Origin of the sequence: Mesorhizobium sp. ES1-3 (assembly GCF_020164795.1) — a bacterium.
GTDB lineage: Bacteria > Pseudomonadota > Alphaproteobacteria > Rhizobiales > Rhizobiaceae > Mesorhizobium.
In genome coordinates, this window is record NZ_JAIUGW010000036.1 from 1 (window position 1) to 18503 (window position 18503).

Here is an 18503-nt window from a genome sequence, read left to right on the forward strand (position 1 = left end):
TCCCAGCATGCATGTTGAATCAGAACTGCGATGATTTGGGAATCCCACGACTCTTATAAATCTCATCCCGCTCTAGCAGAGGTGGTGAACAAGACTGTGTTTTAAGTCGCGAGTCTAAGCCACGCGCCCGCTGCCGTTCAATTTTTCCGCCAACGCCTGCGTCTCTGTCGCGCTTTTTGGATGGCATTTTTTATGCACGGCCGCGCCGTTTTCGAGCGACGTCGGTCCGCCCTTGCGGTGTTCCTCGATATGGTGAATTTCGACCTCGCGCCAGTTCATATCCACGTCGCACACCGCGCATTGTTTTTTCTGGCGGTAGAATAGAACGCTGCGTTCCAGTTCGCCGTAAAGCCGCACCGGGTCCTTAGGCTGCAGCGGCTGAAGGCTCCCCAACATCTTCTCCTGGTAAAAACGATGCCGCTGGCCGATCGTGTCTCCTCGATCCGAATTGACGCGTGTCCATTGCGCATACTGCGACCAGTACTCACTCGGAGTGGGGGCCTTCCTCGTCAGATTTCCTTCGGCGACCGCTGCCAAAAACTTGTCTAGCGCTCCCGGTAAGCGGCCTTCCCAGCTGCGCACATAGTCGTCCCATAGCGTGTCAGCGAGCAACACGAGGTGGATCGCGTCATGCCCGCGCAACTTTGCGTGCTTTCCAGGCTGGATCAGTTGGGCCAGCTTGTCGAGAATGGCGACCAGGCGAGCTGCACCATCGGATGCAGAATCGAAATCGAGATTTTGGTAATAGAAATCATCCAACGCCTGCGCGTTGATGTCGCAATAGCTATCTGCGCCACTTTCCCGCCGATGGAAGAATAGCACAGCAATCTGCGCCGCGAGCTGCCGGGTTTTGCCACGATCTTGCACAGGCTTCATGCCCAACGAGCGCACGAAGAAATCGTGGCCGGGATAGCGTACCAGTTCGGGCTTACCACCGATCTGCAATATGAAATCCGTGAAGTTGCCGGGGAACGCGTCCCGCCTCTCCTGCGCGCTTAGCGGTACGCCGCCCTGCAACCGAACGAAAAGGTCCCTCACCTCATTGGCGTCTTTCGTCTCGATCTTCGCCACGGGAATCGAGGCATCGAGGAAGCGCGCCTGCAGTTCCTCACCCAAACTCTCAAAGTTCTTATGCGCCCACTGGCATGGCTGATTTTGGATGAAGCCAGGGAACTTGGCAGCCGCCGCGTCCACTATCGGATCGAACAACTTGAATGCACCTTGCGCGAACTCGCTCAGCGCGTTTATCCGTTGCTGACCATCGATCACTTCGAGCCCCTCGCTTTTCATACCCGCGACGCTCTTTGAAACATGATGCAGGTAGATGCGAGGCAAGGGATAACCGCGCAGCACGGAATCGATCAGTTTCTTCTTCTGCATTGAATTCCAGACGATACCCCGCTGATATTCTGGATTCGCTTTCAGCATCTGTTCCTTGTGTAATTCGACAAGGTCCCCAACCGTCATGGTCTCCGATTTAGCTTTCACGATTCGCCCCCAAACTTCAAAGTGCGTTACGACCGCGCTGATGATCCTGCATTTGTCCAAGTTGCCCTATATAGCAGTACGTGATCTATGCCTGCTCGTATTTTGAGACCACTTTGAGCGCGAGCAATAGTGCGTCCGTCGCCGTGATTGCCCCCTGAACATCATACCGCTCTAATTGAGGAGTGCCACCGTGCGAAAGCCGATTTAGGAGAATTTCAACATACATTTGAAGATTATCGAGCACATCGCGATATGCAGATTGGCTGCTCTTGTTGCTCCAATCCCTCGCTGCCCTGTAGAAATCTGAAAAAGCGATCTTTTCGCTATCGACCTGGTATTTCACCCCGATTTTCTTTTCTTCGCAGAACTCGCGAATTGCACGCTCTGCTGCAATCCGAGTAGCGTTCCCAGAGGCATTGATATGCCCATCGGCAAGGAACTGCCTGGCCAGTTGTATGGCTTCTTTCGCCGCGCTCGAACTCACTGGAAGTGGCGTCGGCGGCGTCGTCAGATTTCCTCCGGGATGGAGCACTGAGTAGGTCCAAAAGCGATCTGCCTGATGCCTTCGGTGATAGCTGCGGGTCATATCGAACCACAGGCGGTCATGTGTGAGAATGATGATTTGCCAATCCTTGAACTTGTCGGCGAGAAGATCGAGAACAGGCAAGCGGTTCGACTGGTCGAGACCGACGATCACATCATCGAGCACCATGAGCTTCGGCACGTCCGTGAGCGTCGTTTCACCGCACAGCTTTCGTCCTGCAAAGTATATGGCCAGCGCCAGCGCCGACTGACGGGCCTCATTCAACGACAAATGCGGTGTATCGAGGTCCTCACCATTGAACTTGATCAAAGGCGTGACTTTTTTACCATCGAAGTCCCTATGCCTCAGCGGCCATTCCGTATTGTAGGTAAGTCTTGGAAAGCTGAGACTTTCCAGCTTGATGTCCTGCCAATGCAGAGCGGCAAGCATATCGTTTACCAGCGGCACCATCGCATCGAGTGCCTCGCCGAGACCTGCATTGAAGCTGGTCCGAAAACTGTTTCGCTCGTCTGAGTCGCGGCCAACGGACAAGTTGTAGCGGGGTGGCGAGATGTGGCGTTCAAGGACACGCCAAAGCTCTCTTAATGCCTCTTGCGAGCCCTCGTGCGTGGCCTGATAGTCCCTCAACGCGCCATGCACACACACGTCGAAAAGATTGATCGCGCCAGTGCTGTGGCGAAAATTGGTTTCCAGAAGCGCGCGATAATCGAGGAACGCCTTCCGGTACCCCGCGCCGAACACACGTTCGCTTCGCGCTGCACCAGGGTCGCACGGATGACGTGTCGAATTCCATCGCTCGACCACGTCGTCTGAAAACTCGATCTCCACCCAGGTCTCGTCGGCGAAAATTGGACTGAAGAGATTTACGCTGTCTTCAAGCCGCTTACGCCGTTGGGCGGGGTTTCGCTCAGTTACGGAGAAGAAGCCGTCGAGCGCATGAAAAATAGTAGACTTGCCGGAGCCGTTTTCGCCAAAGATCACAGCGTTTTTGCCCCCGAAAGGGATGGAGACCGTGGAGGGTCCGGGGAACGCGCGGAAATTGGAAAGCCGCAATTCCTTAATGCGAGGAGGAGGCGGAGGTGCGGCGCCTGCCTCCAGCACCGCACCCGCCAGTTCGCCTGCGATTGTTCCCCCCCCGTTTGCCATTACTTTTTCCCCTCGACAGTCCGCACTACGTCGAGAGTCTGGAGGTCGGAAAGCATCACCCGAAGCGGCTGGGTGGGGGCGAGGTGTTGGCGAGCGAAGGCTTCGGCCGCGCGGATGAGCGTCTCGCCCTTGAGGCCGGCTAGCGCGCCGAGGCCAGCGTCAGCCGCCGCGTCGAACAGCTTGAGACGGCGCGCGTGGAGATCGTCGGGGAAGTAGAGCTCGTAGACGAGGCCGTTGAGGAGTTGTTCGACGGCGGGGCGCTGCTCTGCTGAAAGAACAGCCACCAGCGCATCTACAACCGTTCGCTGTGCTTCGGTAACACGGGCGATCGGCACGCTTTGCATTACTTCGGAAAAAGCCCGTAGATAGCCACCACGGATCGCGTTAGAGACCTGCCTGTAATACCATTCGATCAGACTGCTGTTTAGAACAGCGGTCATCCAGCGCTCGGTGGTGGGAATAAAGTAGCAAGTGTTCGCGCCGTAGGCGCCTGACTCATCCCAAGCGAAGCTCTGATGTTCGTAGATGTCAGGATAGACAATCTTCGTGGTCTCGAACTCACGCCAGTAAGCGATGTTGTCCTGAATTTCGTACCATTTGTAAGGACCGGACTTCCGTCCCGGCCAGTCCGCGCTTTTCCAATCGCGCGGCTTCGGTTCAAGCGCATCACGATATTGCGCCAAATGTTGCTTGACCGCCGGATAGTCGTCAATGTCGATTCCGTGCCGTGTAAAGATCAGCCATAAATCCTGTGGCTGTACCTTCCAACGCTTGATGTCGCGGCCGCGAAGGAAAGGCTTGATGACCTCTGCGCTCGCCGGATCGGCGGAAATTAGCTCGGCGCGTTTGGCGCCGTCGATCACGAAGGCCTCGTTGTAGCCGGTCTTGATGCCATAGTAGAATCGACTCTCGACATAGTCGCCGAGCGGCACGCCAGCAGAGCGAATACGGGCGAGCAAGTCGCGTTTCGCGGTCGGTTCTATTTGCCAGCGGTCTTTTTCGAGCGCGGATTGCGGCATGTCGAACCCGGCGCTTTCGACCAAGGCGGGGAAATCCTCGATCTGCGCGCCTTCGCCAAAATCCTGCCAGTTCAAAGCGCGGAATCGATCCTCTGGCTTGGGACCGGGGTGCAGGCGACGCGACGCGACAAGGATGGTAGGATAGGCTATAGCGTCGAACACGTCCGCGTCGCCAAAATCGATCAGCGTTTCGATCTTCGCGTTGACGGTGAACCAGTGGCGAAGGTTTTCGCCATAGCCGGCGCGGTACCATTTGTTAGACGTGATGTAGCTGAAGGTGCCGCCGGGACTGAGCAGGCGGATACCGCGCTCGACAAAATACACGAGATAATCAGCGGTGCCAGCATAGCTGCCGAGCTGCTGGCCCTTGCGGTCCTTCCGACCATAGACTTTCTCCAGTGCCGGCTTCTGGTCTTTGATCTTTTCGTGCCGCACATAAGGCGGATTGCCGATCACGATATCGAAGCCACCATGGAGCTGGAACATCCACAGCGGATCGAAGAATGGCGCGCTGGCGTTCTGATCGAACGGGTTCCAGGCCGCCGCCTTGCGGGCGTCCTCGTGAGGCAGCGAATGCTCGGTTTCAAGGATGGCGGACAGCTCGTCGCGGTAGTGCTGGATCAGATCCCGATATTTGCGCTTGGTCGTGATCGTGCGCGCGCTGAAATGGCGCTGGGTCGCGTCCTCTATCGCCCGCTCCAGCTCGCCGATGCGCGGATTGGCGAAGAGGTCGCCCTGTTCCGGCCGCTCCAGTGGGATCAGGCTGTTGGCGGCGACCAGCTTAGTTTCGAGGTTTGGGAGCGGCTTGATACCGAGATTGGCGCGACCCTTGTGCTGCTTTTGCTCCACCGCCAAGCTGATGAAAAAGCGTAGCTTGGCGATCAGGATCGCGATTGGCTGGATGTCCGACCCGTAGAGGCATTTTTCAATGAGGTGCAGCTTTCGGACATAGTCGGCTAGTTCCTTGTCCGCAAATTCCTCGTCGAAGGTCCTGAGCGCCGCCTCGGCTTCCTCGGTCTCCATCTCACGACGGGTGATATCATAGTTATGGGCATCGGCGACGCGGCGTTCGAGCGGAGCGCGCAGCGCGGCTTTCCATTTCCTGTTGTCCGGGTCCAGGCGTCGCAACGCTTCCATCAGCGCCTGCAACATACCCATCGGAAAAGCTCCCGAACCACAGGCAGGGTCAAGTACCTTCAGGTCTTCGATCGCAGCTATCAGCGTATCGCGTTCGTCTTCGGAAAATTCAGGTACGGGGGCAGTAGGATCGAGCAGAGCTCGGGCGCGCGCGAATCGGTCGCTATCTAGCTCTGTCAAGCCGGCGGCGAATTGGTGCACCAGCGTCTCGCGCACCATGTAGTCCACCACATATCGGGGGGTATAGAACGAGCCCGACATCTTGCGCGCTGAAGAACTTGTTTCTGGGTTGTACGAAGCCAGCAAGTTTTCAAACACCTTGCCCAACAGCTCTGGATCGAGCGCAACTTCCTCCTCAACCGAGGTGTTTTCCTCAACGGTGAAGACGTAGTCGTCGAATAGCGTGAACAGGCCCCGCGCAGTGTAGCTTTTGCCCGCTGTCTCATAGACCGCGTTGAGATCGACTTCTACCGCGTCGCCAAAAAAGATGCGGTTGGGGATGTGCAGAGGGTTCTTCGGGTGATCCGAAAAACCGTCCACGCGCAAGCGCTTGCCGTCGCTGATCTTCATCAGGCCGGGGTCGCGCTCCAGATCGCGCTCGGTCAACTCGCGGTCGAGACATTCGAACAGACCGCCATTGAGAAATGGCACTTTTTGGAACAATTCGAGAGCAGCATCGGGTTCGGCGAAAAGATCCCGATAGCGATAGACGCTATGCACCATGTAATGCCCGTCCTGCCCGCCACCGGCGTTCTTCGAGCGCCACTTTCGGCCTTCGCCCATTTCCGTATTGAGCGTGGCGAAGAACAGGTTTTGCAGGACGGCGCGATAGTAGTTGCCTTCCTCCAGCACCGCCCCGGGATCGATCTTAAGCAGCGACTTCAGTTGCTCGCGACGGAACAGGTTTTCCGGGACCAGCCCACGCTCCTTGATGAACCAGCAGAAGATGACCCGGGTAAGCAGGCGAATCAAAGGAACTTCGTACTTCGGTTTCCCATTCTCCAAGCGGACAGCGCCCTCAGGGAAAGTGACTAGATCGCGCGCCCAGAAGAACCAGTGGCTCAGTTCCTTGTAGAAGGTCTCGTTGAGTGTCTTGGTGGAGAGCGCCGCCTGCCAACCGGCGTATAGCTCGTCGAAATTGGACGGGCGAGGACGCATAGCTTGCGGGTCGAGCTTGGCGAGGATGCTGAGATGGCCGCGATGCGGGCGGACGGTCGAGATGTTGAGGACGATCGAAATGCGGCCGGTTTGTACATCGCGGCTGGCGTCGCGTTTATGTTGGCGACGCTCGCTTGCCGCGAGCGAGACGCGGCTCCCGTATCGGAACAGGATGATAACTGGCATTGGAAACAGCGCGTTTACCGCGCGGGTGATGCCCACGAGTTTGCTACGCTTCCAGACCTCGCCTTCCAATTGGATGGCGAGAAAGACAAAACTGTCGACGATGCTCCTGCCGAATCGCTCCGCCGTACCAAGCCCCCCCTGGGGACGGCCGAGCATCGGAATTTCATCGTTAGTTAGCTGGAAGAGGAAACGGACTTCCTGCCACTTATCGAAGAAGGCGGTATCCCGCGACAGTTGGCTGTCATGATCCACTTCGCGAGCAAAGGTCGCTGGCCTGCCATCGAGGGCGATGGTCTTGGCGCTGCGATAACCAAGCGCTTCCAGCAGACCCCGCCCGGCTGGCTCCAGCGGTAGGCTCGCGAAGGCACGAATGGCCCGGTCGATAGCTACGACTTCGCTCATGCGGTTTTCATCGATGGCTGGACAGTCAGCCAAGTAATCAAGTCATATTCCGAGCTAGCGCGCGCCTGCGAAGTCTCATTCGGCACCTTTGCGCCACGTGTGCCGGTGAGAGCAGCGAGCGCACGCGACGCGGAAGTTTGGCCGATTGATGCCACTGCTGCTTGAATCAATGCGTCGTAGCGCTCCAGCTTCTCGCCCTGCCCCGTCTCGTCGTCGAAGGCGTTGCACAGCACTTCGAACGGCTCGACGTGGCCGAGACATAGCGCTCGCCAAGCCGCTAGGATCGGCTTGGGCTGGCCGAAGGCGAAGCGGATGGCGCCGTCATCCTTCACATACACAAGATAATAGGGATCGAGTGAGTTTATCGTCGTTTGTTCGGGACTTGGGTCGGCCGGGCGGCGGCGCAGGCAGAAGATCACACCGGGATCGACCGCGCCATCCTCGATATGATTCGGAACGATGGCATGCAAGCCAAGCGGGGCGTCGCAGAGAGCCTGCCCATTGGCGCGCATGAAGTCGCGCAAATCTGCGCGAAAATCGTCGAGTGCGAAGTCGGCAAGTGTGATGCCAGTGGTGGTGTCCTCCAGATCGAAAACCTCGTTCCTCAGGCGCAACAGTTGCTCGTCGCGCCAACGCAGGTCGCTTTCGGCTTCGGCCTTTTTGTTGAGAAGGTCGTCTTCGCCGGTCGCCGACAGGTCTACCAACCTCATACGCGCTTCAACCCGGCCCTTGAGCTTGAGATATTTGTTGAGCTCTTCAGTCGGCCAGAAATTGACCATGGAGATCGTATCGTTGAGGCTGCCGATGCGGTCGATCCGCCCGAAGCGCTGAATCAGACGCACTGGGTTCCAGTGGATGTCCACATTGACAAGCAGGGCTGCGTCCTGAAGGTTCTGCCCTTCAGAAATGCAGTCTGTAGCGATAAGCAGGTCGATCTCGCCGGATTGCACTGCCTTTTTCATATCCGCGCGGCGCTTGGCGCGTGGAGCAAAGTTGACCAAGATGTCCTGGAAATGGGCGCGCCCGAAAGTCGACTTGCATTCAGCACCCGTAACCAGCGCGGCCTCCAACCCAAGCTCCTTCGCTAATGGCAGCAATTGCTCGTAGAGATAGCGGGCGGTATCGGTGAAAGCGGTGAACATGATGGTCTTGCGATTGGCCTCACCATTCCTGTTCATCGAAGGGTTGACCGCCTTCTGGCGGACGACTTCCGCCAGTCTCTCCAGCTTGAGGTCACGGGCTGGCGTCACCAGCCTCGCCGCGTCGGCCAGCCCGACAATCCGGTCCCGGTCGCGCAGCAGCGCCGCCTTCCAGGCGTGTCGGTCGATATGCACGAGCCGGTATCTGAGTGCGCCGCCGACCTCGAATGCTTCCTCCAGTTCCTCGTCCAGGTCTTCGTCGTCCTGTTCGATATCAAGCGAGGCCGCTTCCCTATAGGCGTCGAGCTCCCTCACCCGCCGGTCTATTCGATCGATCATCCGGTCCATCGTGAGGCGGAACGAACTGACCGAACTTTCCAGTCGTTTGAGGAAGCCGGATTTCATCATCGCGATCAGGTACTTTTCGCGATTGGTCTGATTAAAATTGCCGCCCTTGTCGTACAGGTGGCGGTGTTTGGGCAGGACGAAGGCGAGCGGGTTGTAGAGCGCGAGCTCCAGCCGACCGATTGCATCGTCCACCGCCTCGAAAGCTGGGAAACCGCCATGCCTGTCGATATTGGCAAAGATCGATTCCGGCGCGGCGCGCTTAGGGAAGTTGCCTATCCGCTCCATCGAGGCCGCGTAGTGGCGCTCAACATGTTTTCGCGAGCGGGCGATAGTCACCCCATCGAGCAACCCAAACAAGGCCGGGGGAAGCGCCGTCAACAAGCTTGCGGCATCACGACTGCCACTCTTGGCCCAGTCGGCGAACTTACGCTGCGCCTGCCCGATCAACCCGGAGAGGTTGGGTACGCCAAGATCCGAAAAGCCGTCGCTTCTATCGGCGGAAATCAGATCGAGCTGCGCCTTAAGGTCGCTCAGGTCGTTGTTCACCGGTGTGGCGGAAAGCTGCAATACCTTCGTCGGGAGACCCGTCTTGACGATGTCGTCCATTAGACGCGCATAACGTGTTATGCGGCCGCCGGCGCTTTTGTTGCGCGAGGCGTTCCGGAAATTGTGCGACTCGTCGATGACGACGAGATCGTAGTTGCCCCACTCGATTTTCGATAGATCGATGTCGCCGACCTTTCCCTTCTCACGCGAGAGATCAGTGTGCGAGAGCACAGTGTAGCCGAACCTGTCTTCGCGCAGCGGGTTGAGACCGCTGTTGTTCACAGCGAGATAGTCAGTCCAGTTTTCCCGCAGCTTCTTTGGGCAAAGCACCAGGACGTTCTTGTTGCGCTTCTCGTACCACTTGATGACGGCGAGCGCTGTGTAGGTTTTTCCCAGCCCGACGCTGTCGGCGAGGATACAACCGCCGTGCCGTTCCAACTTCGACAGGATTGCCCGAAGACCGTCACGCTGGAAATCGAACAGCGCCTGCCAAATTGCGGTCTTCTCAAAAGCCGTTTGTTCGAACTGTGCCTCTTCTTCGGCGCGTTCCGCTAGATAATCGCCGAAGAGGTGAAACAACGTTGTGAAATAGACGAATTCGGGCGAGGCGTGAGCATAGGTGGCCTCAAGCACACGCAGGACTTCGTCGCGCACATCTTCGGTCAGATATTTATCGGTCCAGAGCTCATCGAACCAAGCCAGCAAATCTTCCCTATCTCGATCGCCATCGACCACAAGGTTGAGCTCGATGTTCGGAGCCTCTCCGAACCCCAACCCATTGGTTGTGAAATTGGAGCTTCCGACCAGCGCGTGCCCACGCCTGCGGTCATCGATATGAATCAGCTTGCCGTGCAGCAGCCCCGTGCGTTTGACGGATCGTATCTCCACTCGCTCACGAATCCATCGCGCGCATCGCAACGCGACAGCGCGCTGGCGCAGTTGCTCGTTGAGGCGCAACCCATCCTCATCAAGTGAAAAGGCTGGTGGAGCCAGGCCGGCGCTGTCCGCCTCTTTCAGGAAGCGAGGTTCGCCAAAAAGGAAACGCATGCCGCCAATATTGTCGAGCGTCTCCCGGAGCCGCTCATAGGCGAAGGTTGTGAAATAGGCTGAGACTACCGAGAGCCGGCTGTTCGGCACCCCCCGTTCAACTATGAACTCGTGGGCCGCTCCCCTCTGGCGATTGTCCCTGATTCCTGAACGAATTGTGCTCACGTATCCCCCATCGAGTCAGAAGACTGATTGCACACTTGCAGTTGACTTGGAAGAACAACGTAGAGGCGGATTTCGGCTGCCGTGCACTGGCCAGCTTATCGACGCCGAGACGGGCGCGAAGCGACCAACATGGCGGGTTCCGAGGACCGGAGCGGGGCGTATTTTTGGCGCCGTGAGCACGGGAAGCACAGGAAACCGGGCATTTGCAGGCCGACCCGACCTGAATATCGACAGACCTGAATGCATGTCGCCCAAAGGTGACCCCGGTGGGGAATGATATGCATGAAAACAAAGACCTAAAGCGCGCCGCGACCCGCTTCAGGTGCCCGCAAAACTTTCTCTTGCCGGTGACGCTAAAATAAAGGACAAATTTCCGCACGGGCATTTGCCGGCCCGAGACTGGAGTTTATGGGGCAAAGGAGCTTCCCATGCCGCAGACCGGCACCGTCAAATTCTTCAACCATGCCAAGGGCTTCGGTTTCATCACGCCCGACGATGGCGCGAAGGATGTTTTCGTCCATATTTCAGCCGTACAGGCGTCGGGTCTTCCCGGTCTCGAGGATGGCCAGAAAGTGTCGTTCGATACCGAGCCGGACAAGCGTGGCAAGGGCCCGAAAGCCATCAATTTGGCGATCGGATGAGCCGGCAGTCGGAGGAAATGCTTCCGTTCGAGCCAAGGTGGAACCCCGCGGTATTCGCCTTCGATAGGCCGTTAAAGACGACGGAGGATTTCTACGGTCGCAGAGGACTGCGGTGCCAACTTGGGTCACCACGCGGTTACCGTTTCTCGCGTGTTGTTTTCCGGCAATGTACGCCGGCCGCTATTCGAGCGAGACGGCATTGAAGTCTGGTCCGTCGATGTCTGAGATAGGGAATTCAGCGCTCCGACCAGCACACAGCCTTGTGGTCGCTGGCGGGCCGAAGAGGTTACCGAACTCTGCAGCTTCGATGATCGCCATTGGGTCAGCGCCGATCGCCCTCGGCGTGCGGTAGGATCGACGGGGCGAGTGACGAGAGAGCTCGTCTGTCAGCCACAGAAGGCCTTCGTGCATTCGTTGCGGCCGGTGGCTAGATGATCTCCACACGACCGAAGATCACTGCCTTTCACAGGATGGATACTGCCGGACGGCCGGGGATGGAAGTCGGTATTCCCCCTCAAAACGCAAAAACCGCCCCGGTTAGACCGGGACGGTAATTGATTTATGATAGAATTGGTTGCGGGGACAGGATTTTGGCTTGTTTGTCCCACGGCGTCGGCTTCGTCTCCTTTGCGGGCCCCGGCTGACAGTTCAAATCAGGCGGCTACCATAGCCAGCGGACGGGATGTGGAATCTGTCGGCCCTGCTTGCGAGTACATTCAACAGACGAACTCGGTCGCAGCGCTGTATTGGCGGTAGCCCTCTCCCGCTACCATCTCTACAGCCCCCGAATTGGGGATGCTGCTGTGATTGCCACAATCCTCCGCTCCCACCGCGAAAGCCTCCAAGGGTTTGCCGCCCTCTTCGAGGAATGGGGCAAGGTAGCCCTCGACGTGGATCGTCAGGCGTCCGTCGTCTTCGCGATATAGCGTGATCGAATGGATAAGTTCGCGCACGATGGGCGCGAGTTCTCCCATGGCGTCCAGCATGGACAGCGTGGCCTCCAGCTTCGCCCGCTTCGACTGCAGATAACTTGTGTTCTTCCCCATGAGGCGCTCGGCAAATGCCTTAATAGCCGTGGGGTGTAGGATGACCTTGCCGCTGACTGGAAGACGGGCAAGTTCCAGTTTAAGTTCATTTCGCTCCTTGCCTTGCGCCTTCATCCGGGCGTCAACGGCGTCCTGATCGCCCTTACCCTCCATAAGCAAATTCAGAAGACGGTCATTGTCCTTGGCGATTGCCGCTATGCGCGTTTCAATCTCGGCGCGTCTTCGGTTCTCATGCGCGTCCTGATCAACGCGGGCTTTTAGGTAGCGCCTCGCATAGACTTCGATCATCTCCGGCGATGACAGTTCTTGCGTCAGGCTGCTAATCGTCAGCCAACGGGTCAGCCGTCCATAAGCGTCACCTACAGAAGCCTATCACACTGCTAAACATCTCGATAATCGAGGCGCTGCTGTACGACTTCCATCTGCGTCTCACTTCATTCACGAGGGAGGCGATCAGCATTTCGCAGGATGTTCTAGACGCTATCAGGTGCAAAAAAATCGACGAGTTCGAGAAGTACATCGCCAGCGCGAAAAAGAACGACTTTTTCGACCTGAAGGACACGGCGTTCTATGACAAGCTGGACGAACTACGGAAACTCCGAAACCGATTTCACATTCAGAACACGAAGAAGCACTTTGAAAAGGATGACGTACAAGCGTTCAACGAGGCCCGCATGACCTTGTCCGAACAGGCATTGGAAGAAGTCATTCGGACGCTGGCAAGGAAGTATGCCCGGCCTCACAGCTACGTGGCAAACTTCAATCTGCCCTGGGACACGCACTTCCCCGTTGCGGGGTGACTAGGATGCGCCCCAACGATCAGAAAGCCTATTTCGAGTTTTTGCAGGAGCTTCACCGCGAGAGTGACCGGGGGCTTGCGCTTATCGGCGGTGCATTTCTGGACGAAAAGCTGGCCGCGACGCTGGCGGCATTCTTCGCGGCGGACAGCCCCGGATTGCTGCACGGGAATAACGCGCCGCTTGGCAGTTTCTCGGCGCGGATCGAGACATGCTTTGCGCTGGGCCTGATCGAAGAAGGTAAGCGGAACGAATGCGACTATATTCGGCGCATCCGAAATGAGTTTGCGCACAAGCTAGTTGGCACGTCGTTCAAGCAACAGCGCATCGTTGACCTATGCAAGAACCTGAAGTCCCCGCTGCCCGACGGTCCCGCCGCGCATCCGCCGCGCTTCCAATTCGAGAATGCCGTAATCGCCATGTCCTCGCGGCTGTTCTATCGGCCCGAGTATGTCGCCCTGGAGAAGCGGGAAGCCAAGCAGTGGATTAGCCCTGCACAAGTCGGATGGCGGCGTACCGCCGACGAACTTCCGCCGGATGGCATGCCGGTGATTGCATTCGGTCCCCTATTCCGTAAACAACCTTAACAGCTGCTACCCGTCTAAGACGCTGCAGCGTTTCGGGCCGGTCCTCTGGAGCTTTTGAATGCCGCCAGCGACAATTAAGGTAGAGCAGACCTTCAGCGAGTTCGTTCGGACATTTCGTAGTGCGGACGCCCTATCTCGTTTCGTTCCAAGCATCCCGAAAGAAGCACTGAACGCTGACTACTATTTTCCAGAAGACAACGTAATTGCCGAGCTGAAGACGCTGGAGGCAGACGCTCTCGATCTTGAGACAATAGATCGCAGGATTATGGCGAGCTACAAGTGGCTTGGATATAAATTGGATGACTACACGAACTTTTTGTTCGGTAAGAATTACCTACCTGATGACGTAAATAAGCGGGTCTTTTCAGCTATCTCACGCCCTATCGTCGATTGCGTTAGAAAAGCCAACAAGCAGATAATTTCCTCCCGGCGTTTGATTGGGAAACCCGACGCCAAGGGGCTCATATTGATCGCCAATAGCGGCAACTTCGGCTTTCCGCCTGTTCAGCTAATGCACGTCGTTCTTAAGGGCTTTGATCGCCTCATCGACCGCAAAAGGGACGGCATCGTGTACTTCACCCCTAACGTCTATCACGATATAGGCGACGGTGTGCCCTACGAGTTGTGGGTCCCCATCGCGAATGACCAGGGCGACGAACTTCAGAAATTCATAGATGCCCTCGGAAGGGCGTGGCTCGATTACCGCGAAAATACTGGAAACCCTAGTGTTTCGCGAAGGGAAAACTCTGACTTCTCACCCCTGCTGAACGCAAGGGTAGTGCCGCCAGATTGAGTGGCCAAGGGCGCTAGGAGGCAAATCGACTTCAGGCTACCCATTCCGGGTCGCTTGATTGGCGTTTTTGGGCTCTGATAATAGGGAGTTATCGCGAGTTAGGAGTTTCGTTGCTGCGTCAGCATTTCCCTAGATCGATCTCTTTCCCGTGCTGGGCAAAGGCGGTGGCTGGTGAGCTGGATGAGGAAAGCAGCCATCAAGGGAGCTAGGCCATGAGCATCATGTCCTCATGAAACGCTTGATACGATTTCCAGCCTAGCAGCGCAATCACTTGAAAGGCCAGGCTCTGAACGGTGAAAGCTGAGAACTTGTGATCGAAATCATTGGTCAAGGCGTTGAAACAGTCCACGACCGGCTTACGCAACGCTCCTTCTTCCCAGTGGATAGATTGGTTCCGCGCTTGAAAAACGATTGTGCTCAAAGTCTGCGATCCGATCTGCCGCCCAGCAGGGCAGTTGTCCAAGGCCCCGTGGACGATAGAAAGCCCCTGCTTAGCAAACTGCAATATTGCTCCGGACATTGCGGCAATCGAAAAGGTATGTGCGTCAATATGTTGTTTAAGCTCTTGGGCATCCACACTTACCTCGTGCAGCCGTTTGTCAACGCCGAAATACGTGTCCCAGTAAGTGAATGTTCCGAGGCCCTCGTCATCGTCAAATAGTGGGTCATCTATGAGTGCCTGGGCACGGGCATACTCGGCCTCCGTATGCTTGCGGAGGGCGTCAAGCTGCTCCATCATTGGGCGAAGCCTCTCGTGCTCTGCCCAGACGACTGTTAGGGAGCCGGTGACGGCGTGCTCAATTTCATGCAAATAGGCTTGCATGTTCATTTTTCACCTCAACCATGTGGACCGCATCTGAAAAGCGTTACACCTGCTGCAACCAGCCCTAAACAGCGTGTAAACGGTTCATCGCGCTTCTTCAGACATAGTTACAACGCCGAAACACGTCGACCGCCCTCGCTAGCCCCGGCAGGCTGCATTTGCCGGTGAACAGTCTGGTAAAGCAGCGACCCCCCGCTTTCCATCTTGGTAAGATTTTCTGTTTTTGGCATATTGGGCTTGGAGCACTGAACGAGGCTCGCCATCAAAGCAACAGCCTATGTCACGACGAGGCGGCCAAAATCAAACGCTGCTCACAAAGACTGCTTCCAACCACCTCAGGGCCCCGGTTGCTGACCCTATGTCGGCCACAAATTCTTGGCCTCTTCCCGCGGATCGTACTTCTCCGCCGCCCAGCCAACGGCCTGGCGGATGGAACGACATTCCACTGCCGCCGGATCTCGGATGTAGCCAGTCGGGCACTTGCCAAACAGATTTCAGGTGAGAATTTGGAGAGGTCAAAACGTAACCCTTCGCAAAGACCCCACTCCCCGGCAAGTTTAGGAAAGGCAGCACCGAAAGCCTCTCGGAAGCGATGTAAACAGTATTATTGCTTCGCTCATGCGACGACCATCTTTCCCACCCCGGTCGCACATGGGGATGGTTGCTGAGCCAGCTATGGCGGTTTATCAAATCGGCACCTCGATTTCCCACGAGATGGGCTTCGTCGATTTCCAGCCAGCCGAATATCAAATGCATGGGATGGCCTTCGTAGCGCCAACGACCATTGGCCCGGGAAACGTGTTGAAAGAGCCCCCAGAATAAAAAGAGGTCACCAGGCCCTACGCCTTGACGGCGTAAATGAGACTGTGCCGCTCCAACTTGCCCCACTGCGCCACGCCATGACTTGGGTCGAACGGCTCGGGTCGCGCTCGGATCGATATCGGGGTCGAGGTGGCAATAGGATTTGGCGGAGTGCCTACCATGCGTGAGGTCTACAACAAGTTCGGGAGTTGGATCACGGAGGTCTTGATAGCGGGAGTGTTTCAGCTCGAGAGGGATCGGGAGCGAGATTGGACGACCGCCGACTATTGGGCTAGGTACGCCCCCAGCAGAGCTGTCAAATCCCTTGCGGCTAAAGATGATTTTCATTCCAGCCCTTTCAAGACTGCGGACCAATGTCTCCGCTAATTGCCGGCATACCAAGATCGGAGAAACCGGGCGGGCATTGACGCGGAGTTCGTTGTTATCCCACGTTTGCGAAGCAGAGCATCTCGGCGATAAAAATCTGCCCGCAGCAAACCACCTATTCCACCAGCCCTGTCGATGACGAACGTGGCTTTCTCGACAACGTTGCCCACCGTTCCATTCGCAAAGTGACATTGGGTTGCGTCGCTCTTGACACTTTGTTCAGTTATTGCGTTGCTGACCGGTCTAAGCTCCCTATCTGCAAGGGTTCGGAGCGCGATGGCAACTACTGCGGCAGATGCCATCCACGCAGTCTGGAACACCGTTTGTCGTGAAAGTCCGGCCTCCTTAATTTGGTCCTCAAACGAATGGGGAGCATCCGGCCGAAATTCCGACACGTGAGGACTTTTGCTCAATAGCAAAGGTACCATGCACGGATCATCCAACGGACGAGAATAAGGCGTGGCCAGCGCCATTGGACGACCACTCGCCCCAATGATCGAGACTTTTGGCGCGACCGTAATGCACGGCAAAATTCCGCCGGCGCTGCCTGGCAGAAGCTGAAGCATCACTTCCCGCCAGAAAACAATCTGAACTCTGGTCCCAGATTTTGGGCGGCTTGGGTCAGAGAACAACCTGCCTGCTGCACGCAATTGCGCGAAGCTGTAGAGCGGCACACTTGGAGCCAGGGCCTCATCATGGGGATGCCTGAAGAAATTGTAGTCATCTTCGTACGCGTCTTCGGGCGTCGAGAGCCGCCTGGTGGCTGTGCAATCCTTGACCGGCATCCCAAGCCGCGCGTCGTCGGGAATGCAAGCCGCCGTTTCGACGTCAAGGAGGTCGGCAATCAATCCTGCCGCGTCGTCGATTACCTCAGTGCGATCCGCAAACCAACTCGACAAGCTAAGCTCCTCGTCCAAGGCATGCGCGAGCTGCAGCCAAGCGTCTGAGATGACCTTGGCACTGTCGAGCAGAGCCTCCGTCTCCATGTTGAATTTCACGTACGATACCGACGATGCGCCAAGAAGGGTCAGTATCGCGGCACTCTCGTTGAACGCGGGATCGACAGATTGAATGACCGCGCAGGCAGCCCTTGCCAACTTTAGCCTAGTGCCCAACTCCTGCGGACCAGGTGTCTTCCGGTTCGCGTAGCGATGCTTGTCTTGCTTGTAAACTTCCTTCGGATCGCGACAAGAAGCTGATGCGTATTCCTGAGCGACGGAAGTTCTCCCCCCAAGCCGCTCTGCTTGATCTAGCAAGCTCCATAGGTTCTTTTGGACGTCCAAAATATCCGCCTTCGCAACTGAAAGCCGCTTGGCCGGTTCTCCGCCTCTGAGGAGGATTTCGACCTCTGCTCTTAGCTCGGCGGCGGAAAGCTCCTTGGGCGTCAATATCTCCCGTCTGTCCTGCACGAGCAGGGCCGTTTGATATTCATCCAGTTCACGCAATAGCTGAACCATTTTGCGTTCCTCAAGCCGCTCGATAAAGCCGTGCTGTTTTGGATGAGGTAGCTCGCAGGACGGTCACGGCGCAGCCGCGATCCGAAACGACCAGGATGACGTTTGTAGCTCGCTCGACGTGCCCACCCACCGAAGCACGTATTTGCCGTATTTTCTCTCGGCTAATCTCCAGAGCCACGCAGCCGTGGCCGCATGGAGTACACCGATCAGCCTCCGAGTAAATGGTTTGCAGCAACTGTTCCGGGATGCCGCGTTGTCGGCTCCGGATCTTCGCGTGTTCGCTTACCGGCATGACGCCCTCCAAAATGATGGTTTTAGAAAGCATTTTAGGAGGGGGACTGCAGTCGCAACTTCTCTTCGCTAATCGCCGGGAAATGCGACGTACAATCCAGGCTGCTCGCCTTAGATAGTCTCGGTAGCCACACACCGAAGGTTTGGTGCAATTAATTGCACTGGTTCGCACTACCTCATTTCCGGCAAAATTTTTTCCAGATTGGACGTCAAAATATCCCAAAAATCTGATCCATATCCCACAAAATCTATGCGACTTCCAACCGGAGCAGGTCCATGATTTCGGACCTGGCCAATGGAGGTCGCTTTGTTAGCGCTCAGCTTCCACGCAGAAAAACGGTGTCGCCAACGCGGCGTCACAGACAATAGGATCAAGGAATTGATCGAACATGCAGATATGGAGGCTCCCATCGGCAATGGCTGCTTTGTCGTTGGCGTGAGCAGGGCCGCAGCAATCAAAATGCGTGACGGAGATCGTTTCAAAAACATGGCTGCGATTGTCGATCCTGCTTCGGGAAGCATCCTAACAGTGCTTCATCTCCAGCAGCACGGACG

The 18503-nt window shown here is 56.7% G+C and carries 11 protein-coding genes; 3 read left to right on the forward strand and 8 right to left on the reverse strand.

Translation table 11 applies throughout. The annotated features are described in order from the left end of the window. Positions 1-114: 114 nt before the first annotated feature. The 4 genes from LB536_RS29255 to LB536_RS29270 all read right to left on the reverse strand — a co-directional run bounded on the left by LB536_RS29255 (position 115) and on the right by LB536_RS29270 (position 10325). Positions 115-1467, reverse strand: a complete 1353-nt coding sequence (locus LB536_RS29255; RefSeq protein ID WP_224598586.1) for a DUF262 domain-containing protein — start codon at positions 1465-1467, stop codon at positions 115-117. 106 nt (positions 1468-1573) lie between these two features. Continuing rightward, on the reverse strand, positions 1574-3178 hold the full coding sequence (locus LB536_RS29260; RefSeq protein WP_224598589.1) for an AAA family ATPase: 1605 nt from the start codon (positions 3176-3178) through the stop codon (positions 1574-1576). Further along, positions 3178-7080, reverse strand: coding sequence for an Eco57I restriction-modification methylase domain-containing protein (locus LB536_RS29265; protein ID WP_224598594.1), 3903 nt, complete (start codon positions 7078-7080; stop codon positions 3178-3180). Before LB536_RS29265 ends, LB536_RS29260 begins: the two co-directional genes overlap by 1 nt. Continuing rightward, positions 7077-10325 carry a helicase-related protein gene (locus LB536_RS29270; protein WP_224598595.1) on the reverse strand — a complete coding sequence of 1083 codons (3249 nt, stop codon included), beginning with the start codon at positions 10323-10325 and terminating at the stop codon, positions 7077-7079. Before LB536_RS29270 ends, LB536_RS29265 begins: the two co-directional genes overlap by 4 nt. Before the next feature lie 428 nt (positions 10326-10753). Here LB536_RS29270 and LB536_RS29275 point away from each other — a divergent pair, with 428 nt between their 5' ends. Beyond that, positions 10754-10966 (forward strand): cold-shock protein, encoded by a 213-nt coding sequence (locus tag LB536_RS29275; protein ID WP_224598598.1) that lies wholly within the window; start codon positions 10754-10756, stop codon positions 10964-10966. Positions 10967-11682: 716 nt separating this feature from the next. Here LB536_RS29275 and LB536_RS29280 read toward each other — a convergent pair. After that, the gene (locus tag LB536_RS29280; protein WP_224598600.1) at positions 11683-12300 is read right to left on the reverse strand and encodes a hypothetical protein; all 618 of its coding nucleotides are present in this window, start codon (positions 12298-12300) and stop codon (positions 11683-11685) included. Between the two features lie 517 nt (positions 12301-12817). On the opposite strand from LB536_RS29280, the gene LB536_RS29285 reads away from it, so the two are divergent. Together LB536_RS29285 and LB536_RS29290 are read left to right on the forward strand one after the other, a co-directional pair. Then, positions 12818-13396, forward strand: a complete 579-nt coding sequence (locus LB536_RS29285) for a transcriptional regulator (RefSeq protein ID WP_224598602.1) — start codon at positions 12818-12820, stop codon at positions 13394-13396. A 58-nt stretch (positions 13397-13454) separates the two neighbouring features. After that, complete coding sequence (locus tag LB536_RS29290; RefSeq protein ID WP_224598603.1) at positions 13455-14189, forward strand: hypothetical protein; 735 nt, start codon at positions 13455-13457, stop codon at positions 14187-14189. A 205-nt stretch (positions 14190-14394) separates the two neighbouring features. On the opposite strand, the gene LB536_RS29295 is transcribed toward LB536_RS29290, so the two are convergent. From LB536_RS29295 to LB536_RS29305, 3 genes are all read right to left on the reverse strand, one after another. Next, positions 14395-15018 carry a hypothetical protein gene (locus LB536_RS29295; protein ID WP_224598605.1) on the reverse strand — a complete coding sequence of 208 codons (624 nt, stop codon included), beginning with the start codon at positions 15016-15018 and terminating at the stop codon, positions 14395-14397. Positions 15019-15312: 294 nt separating this feature from the next. Next, a complete protein-coding gene (locus tag LB536_RS31420; RefSeq protein ID WP_224598606.1) occupies positions 15313-16161 on the reverse strand; it encodes a hypothetical protein in 849 nt (282 codons plus the stop codon). Positions 16162-16196: 35 nt separating this feature from the next. Further along, positions 16197-17657, reverse strand: coding sequence for a hypothetical protein (locus LB536_RS29305; RefSeq protein ID WP_224598608.1), 1461 nt, complete (start codon positions 17655-17657; stop codon positions 16197-16199). Positions 17658-18503 lie beyond the last annotated feature (846 nt).

What these genes read in the sequence shown, in the direction of transcription:
- LB536_RS29255 (WP_224598586.1), bottom strand. Translation starts at nt 1,467, where the DNA reads ATGACGGTTGGGGACCTTGTCGAATTACACAAGGAACAGATGCTGAAA.
- LB536_RS29260 (WP_224598589.1), bottom strand. Translation starts at nt 3,178, where the DNA reads ATGGCAAACGGGGGGGGAACAATCGCAGGCGAACTGGCGGGTGCGGTG.
- LB536_RS29265 (WP_224598594.1), bottom strand. Translation starts at nt 7,080, where the DNA reads ATGAGCGAAGTCGTAGCTATCGACCGGGCCATTCGTGCCTTCGCGAGC.
- LB536_RS29275 (WP_224598598.1), top strand. Translation starts at nt 10,754, where the DNA reads ATGCCGCAGACCGGCACCGTCAAATTCTTCAACCATGCCAAGGGCTTC.
- LB536_RS29280 (WP_224598600.1), bottom strand. Translation starts at nt 12,300, where the DNA reads ATGATCGAAGTCTATGCGAGGCGCTACCTAAAAGCCCGCGTTGATCAG.
- LB536_RS29285 (WP_224598602.1), top strand. Translation starts at nt 12,818, where the DNA reads ATGCGCCCCAACGATCAGAAAGCCTATTTCGAGTTTTTGCAGGAGCTT.
- LB536_RS29290 (WP_224598603.1), top strand. Translation starts at nt 13,455, where the DNA reads ATGCCGCCAGCGACAATTAAGGTAGAGCAGACCTTCAGCGAGTTCGTT.
- LB536_RS29295 (WP_224598605.1), bottom strand. Translation starts at nt 15,018, where the DNA reads ATGAACATGCAAGCCTATTTGCATGAAATTGAGCACGCCGTCACCGGC.
- LB536_RS31420 (WP_224598606.1), bottom strand. Translation starts at nt 16,161, where the DNA reads ATGAAAATCATCTTTAGCCGCAAGGGATTTGACAGCTCTGCTGGGGGC.
- LB536_RS29305 (WP_224598608.1), bottom strand. Translation starts at nt 17,657, where the DNA reads ATGGTTCAGCTATTGCGTGAACTGGATGAATATCAAACGGCCCTGCTC.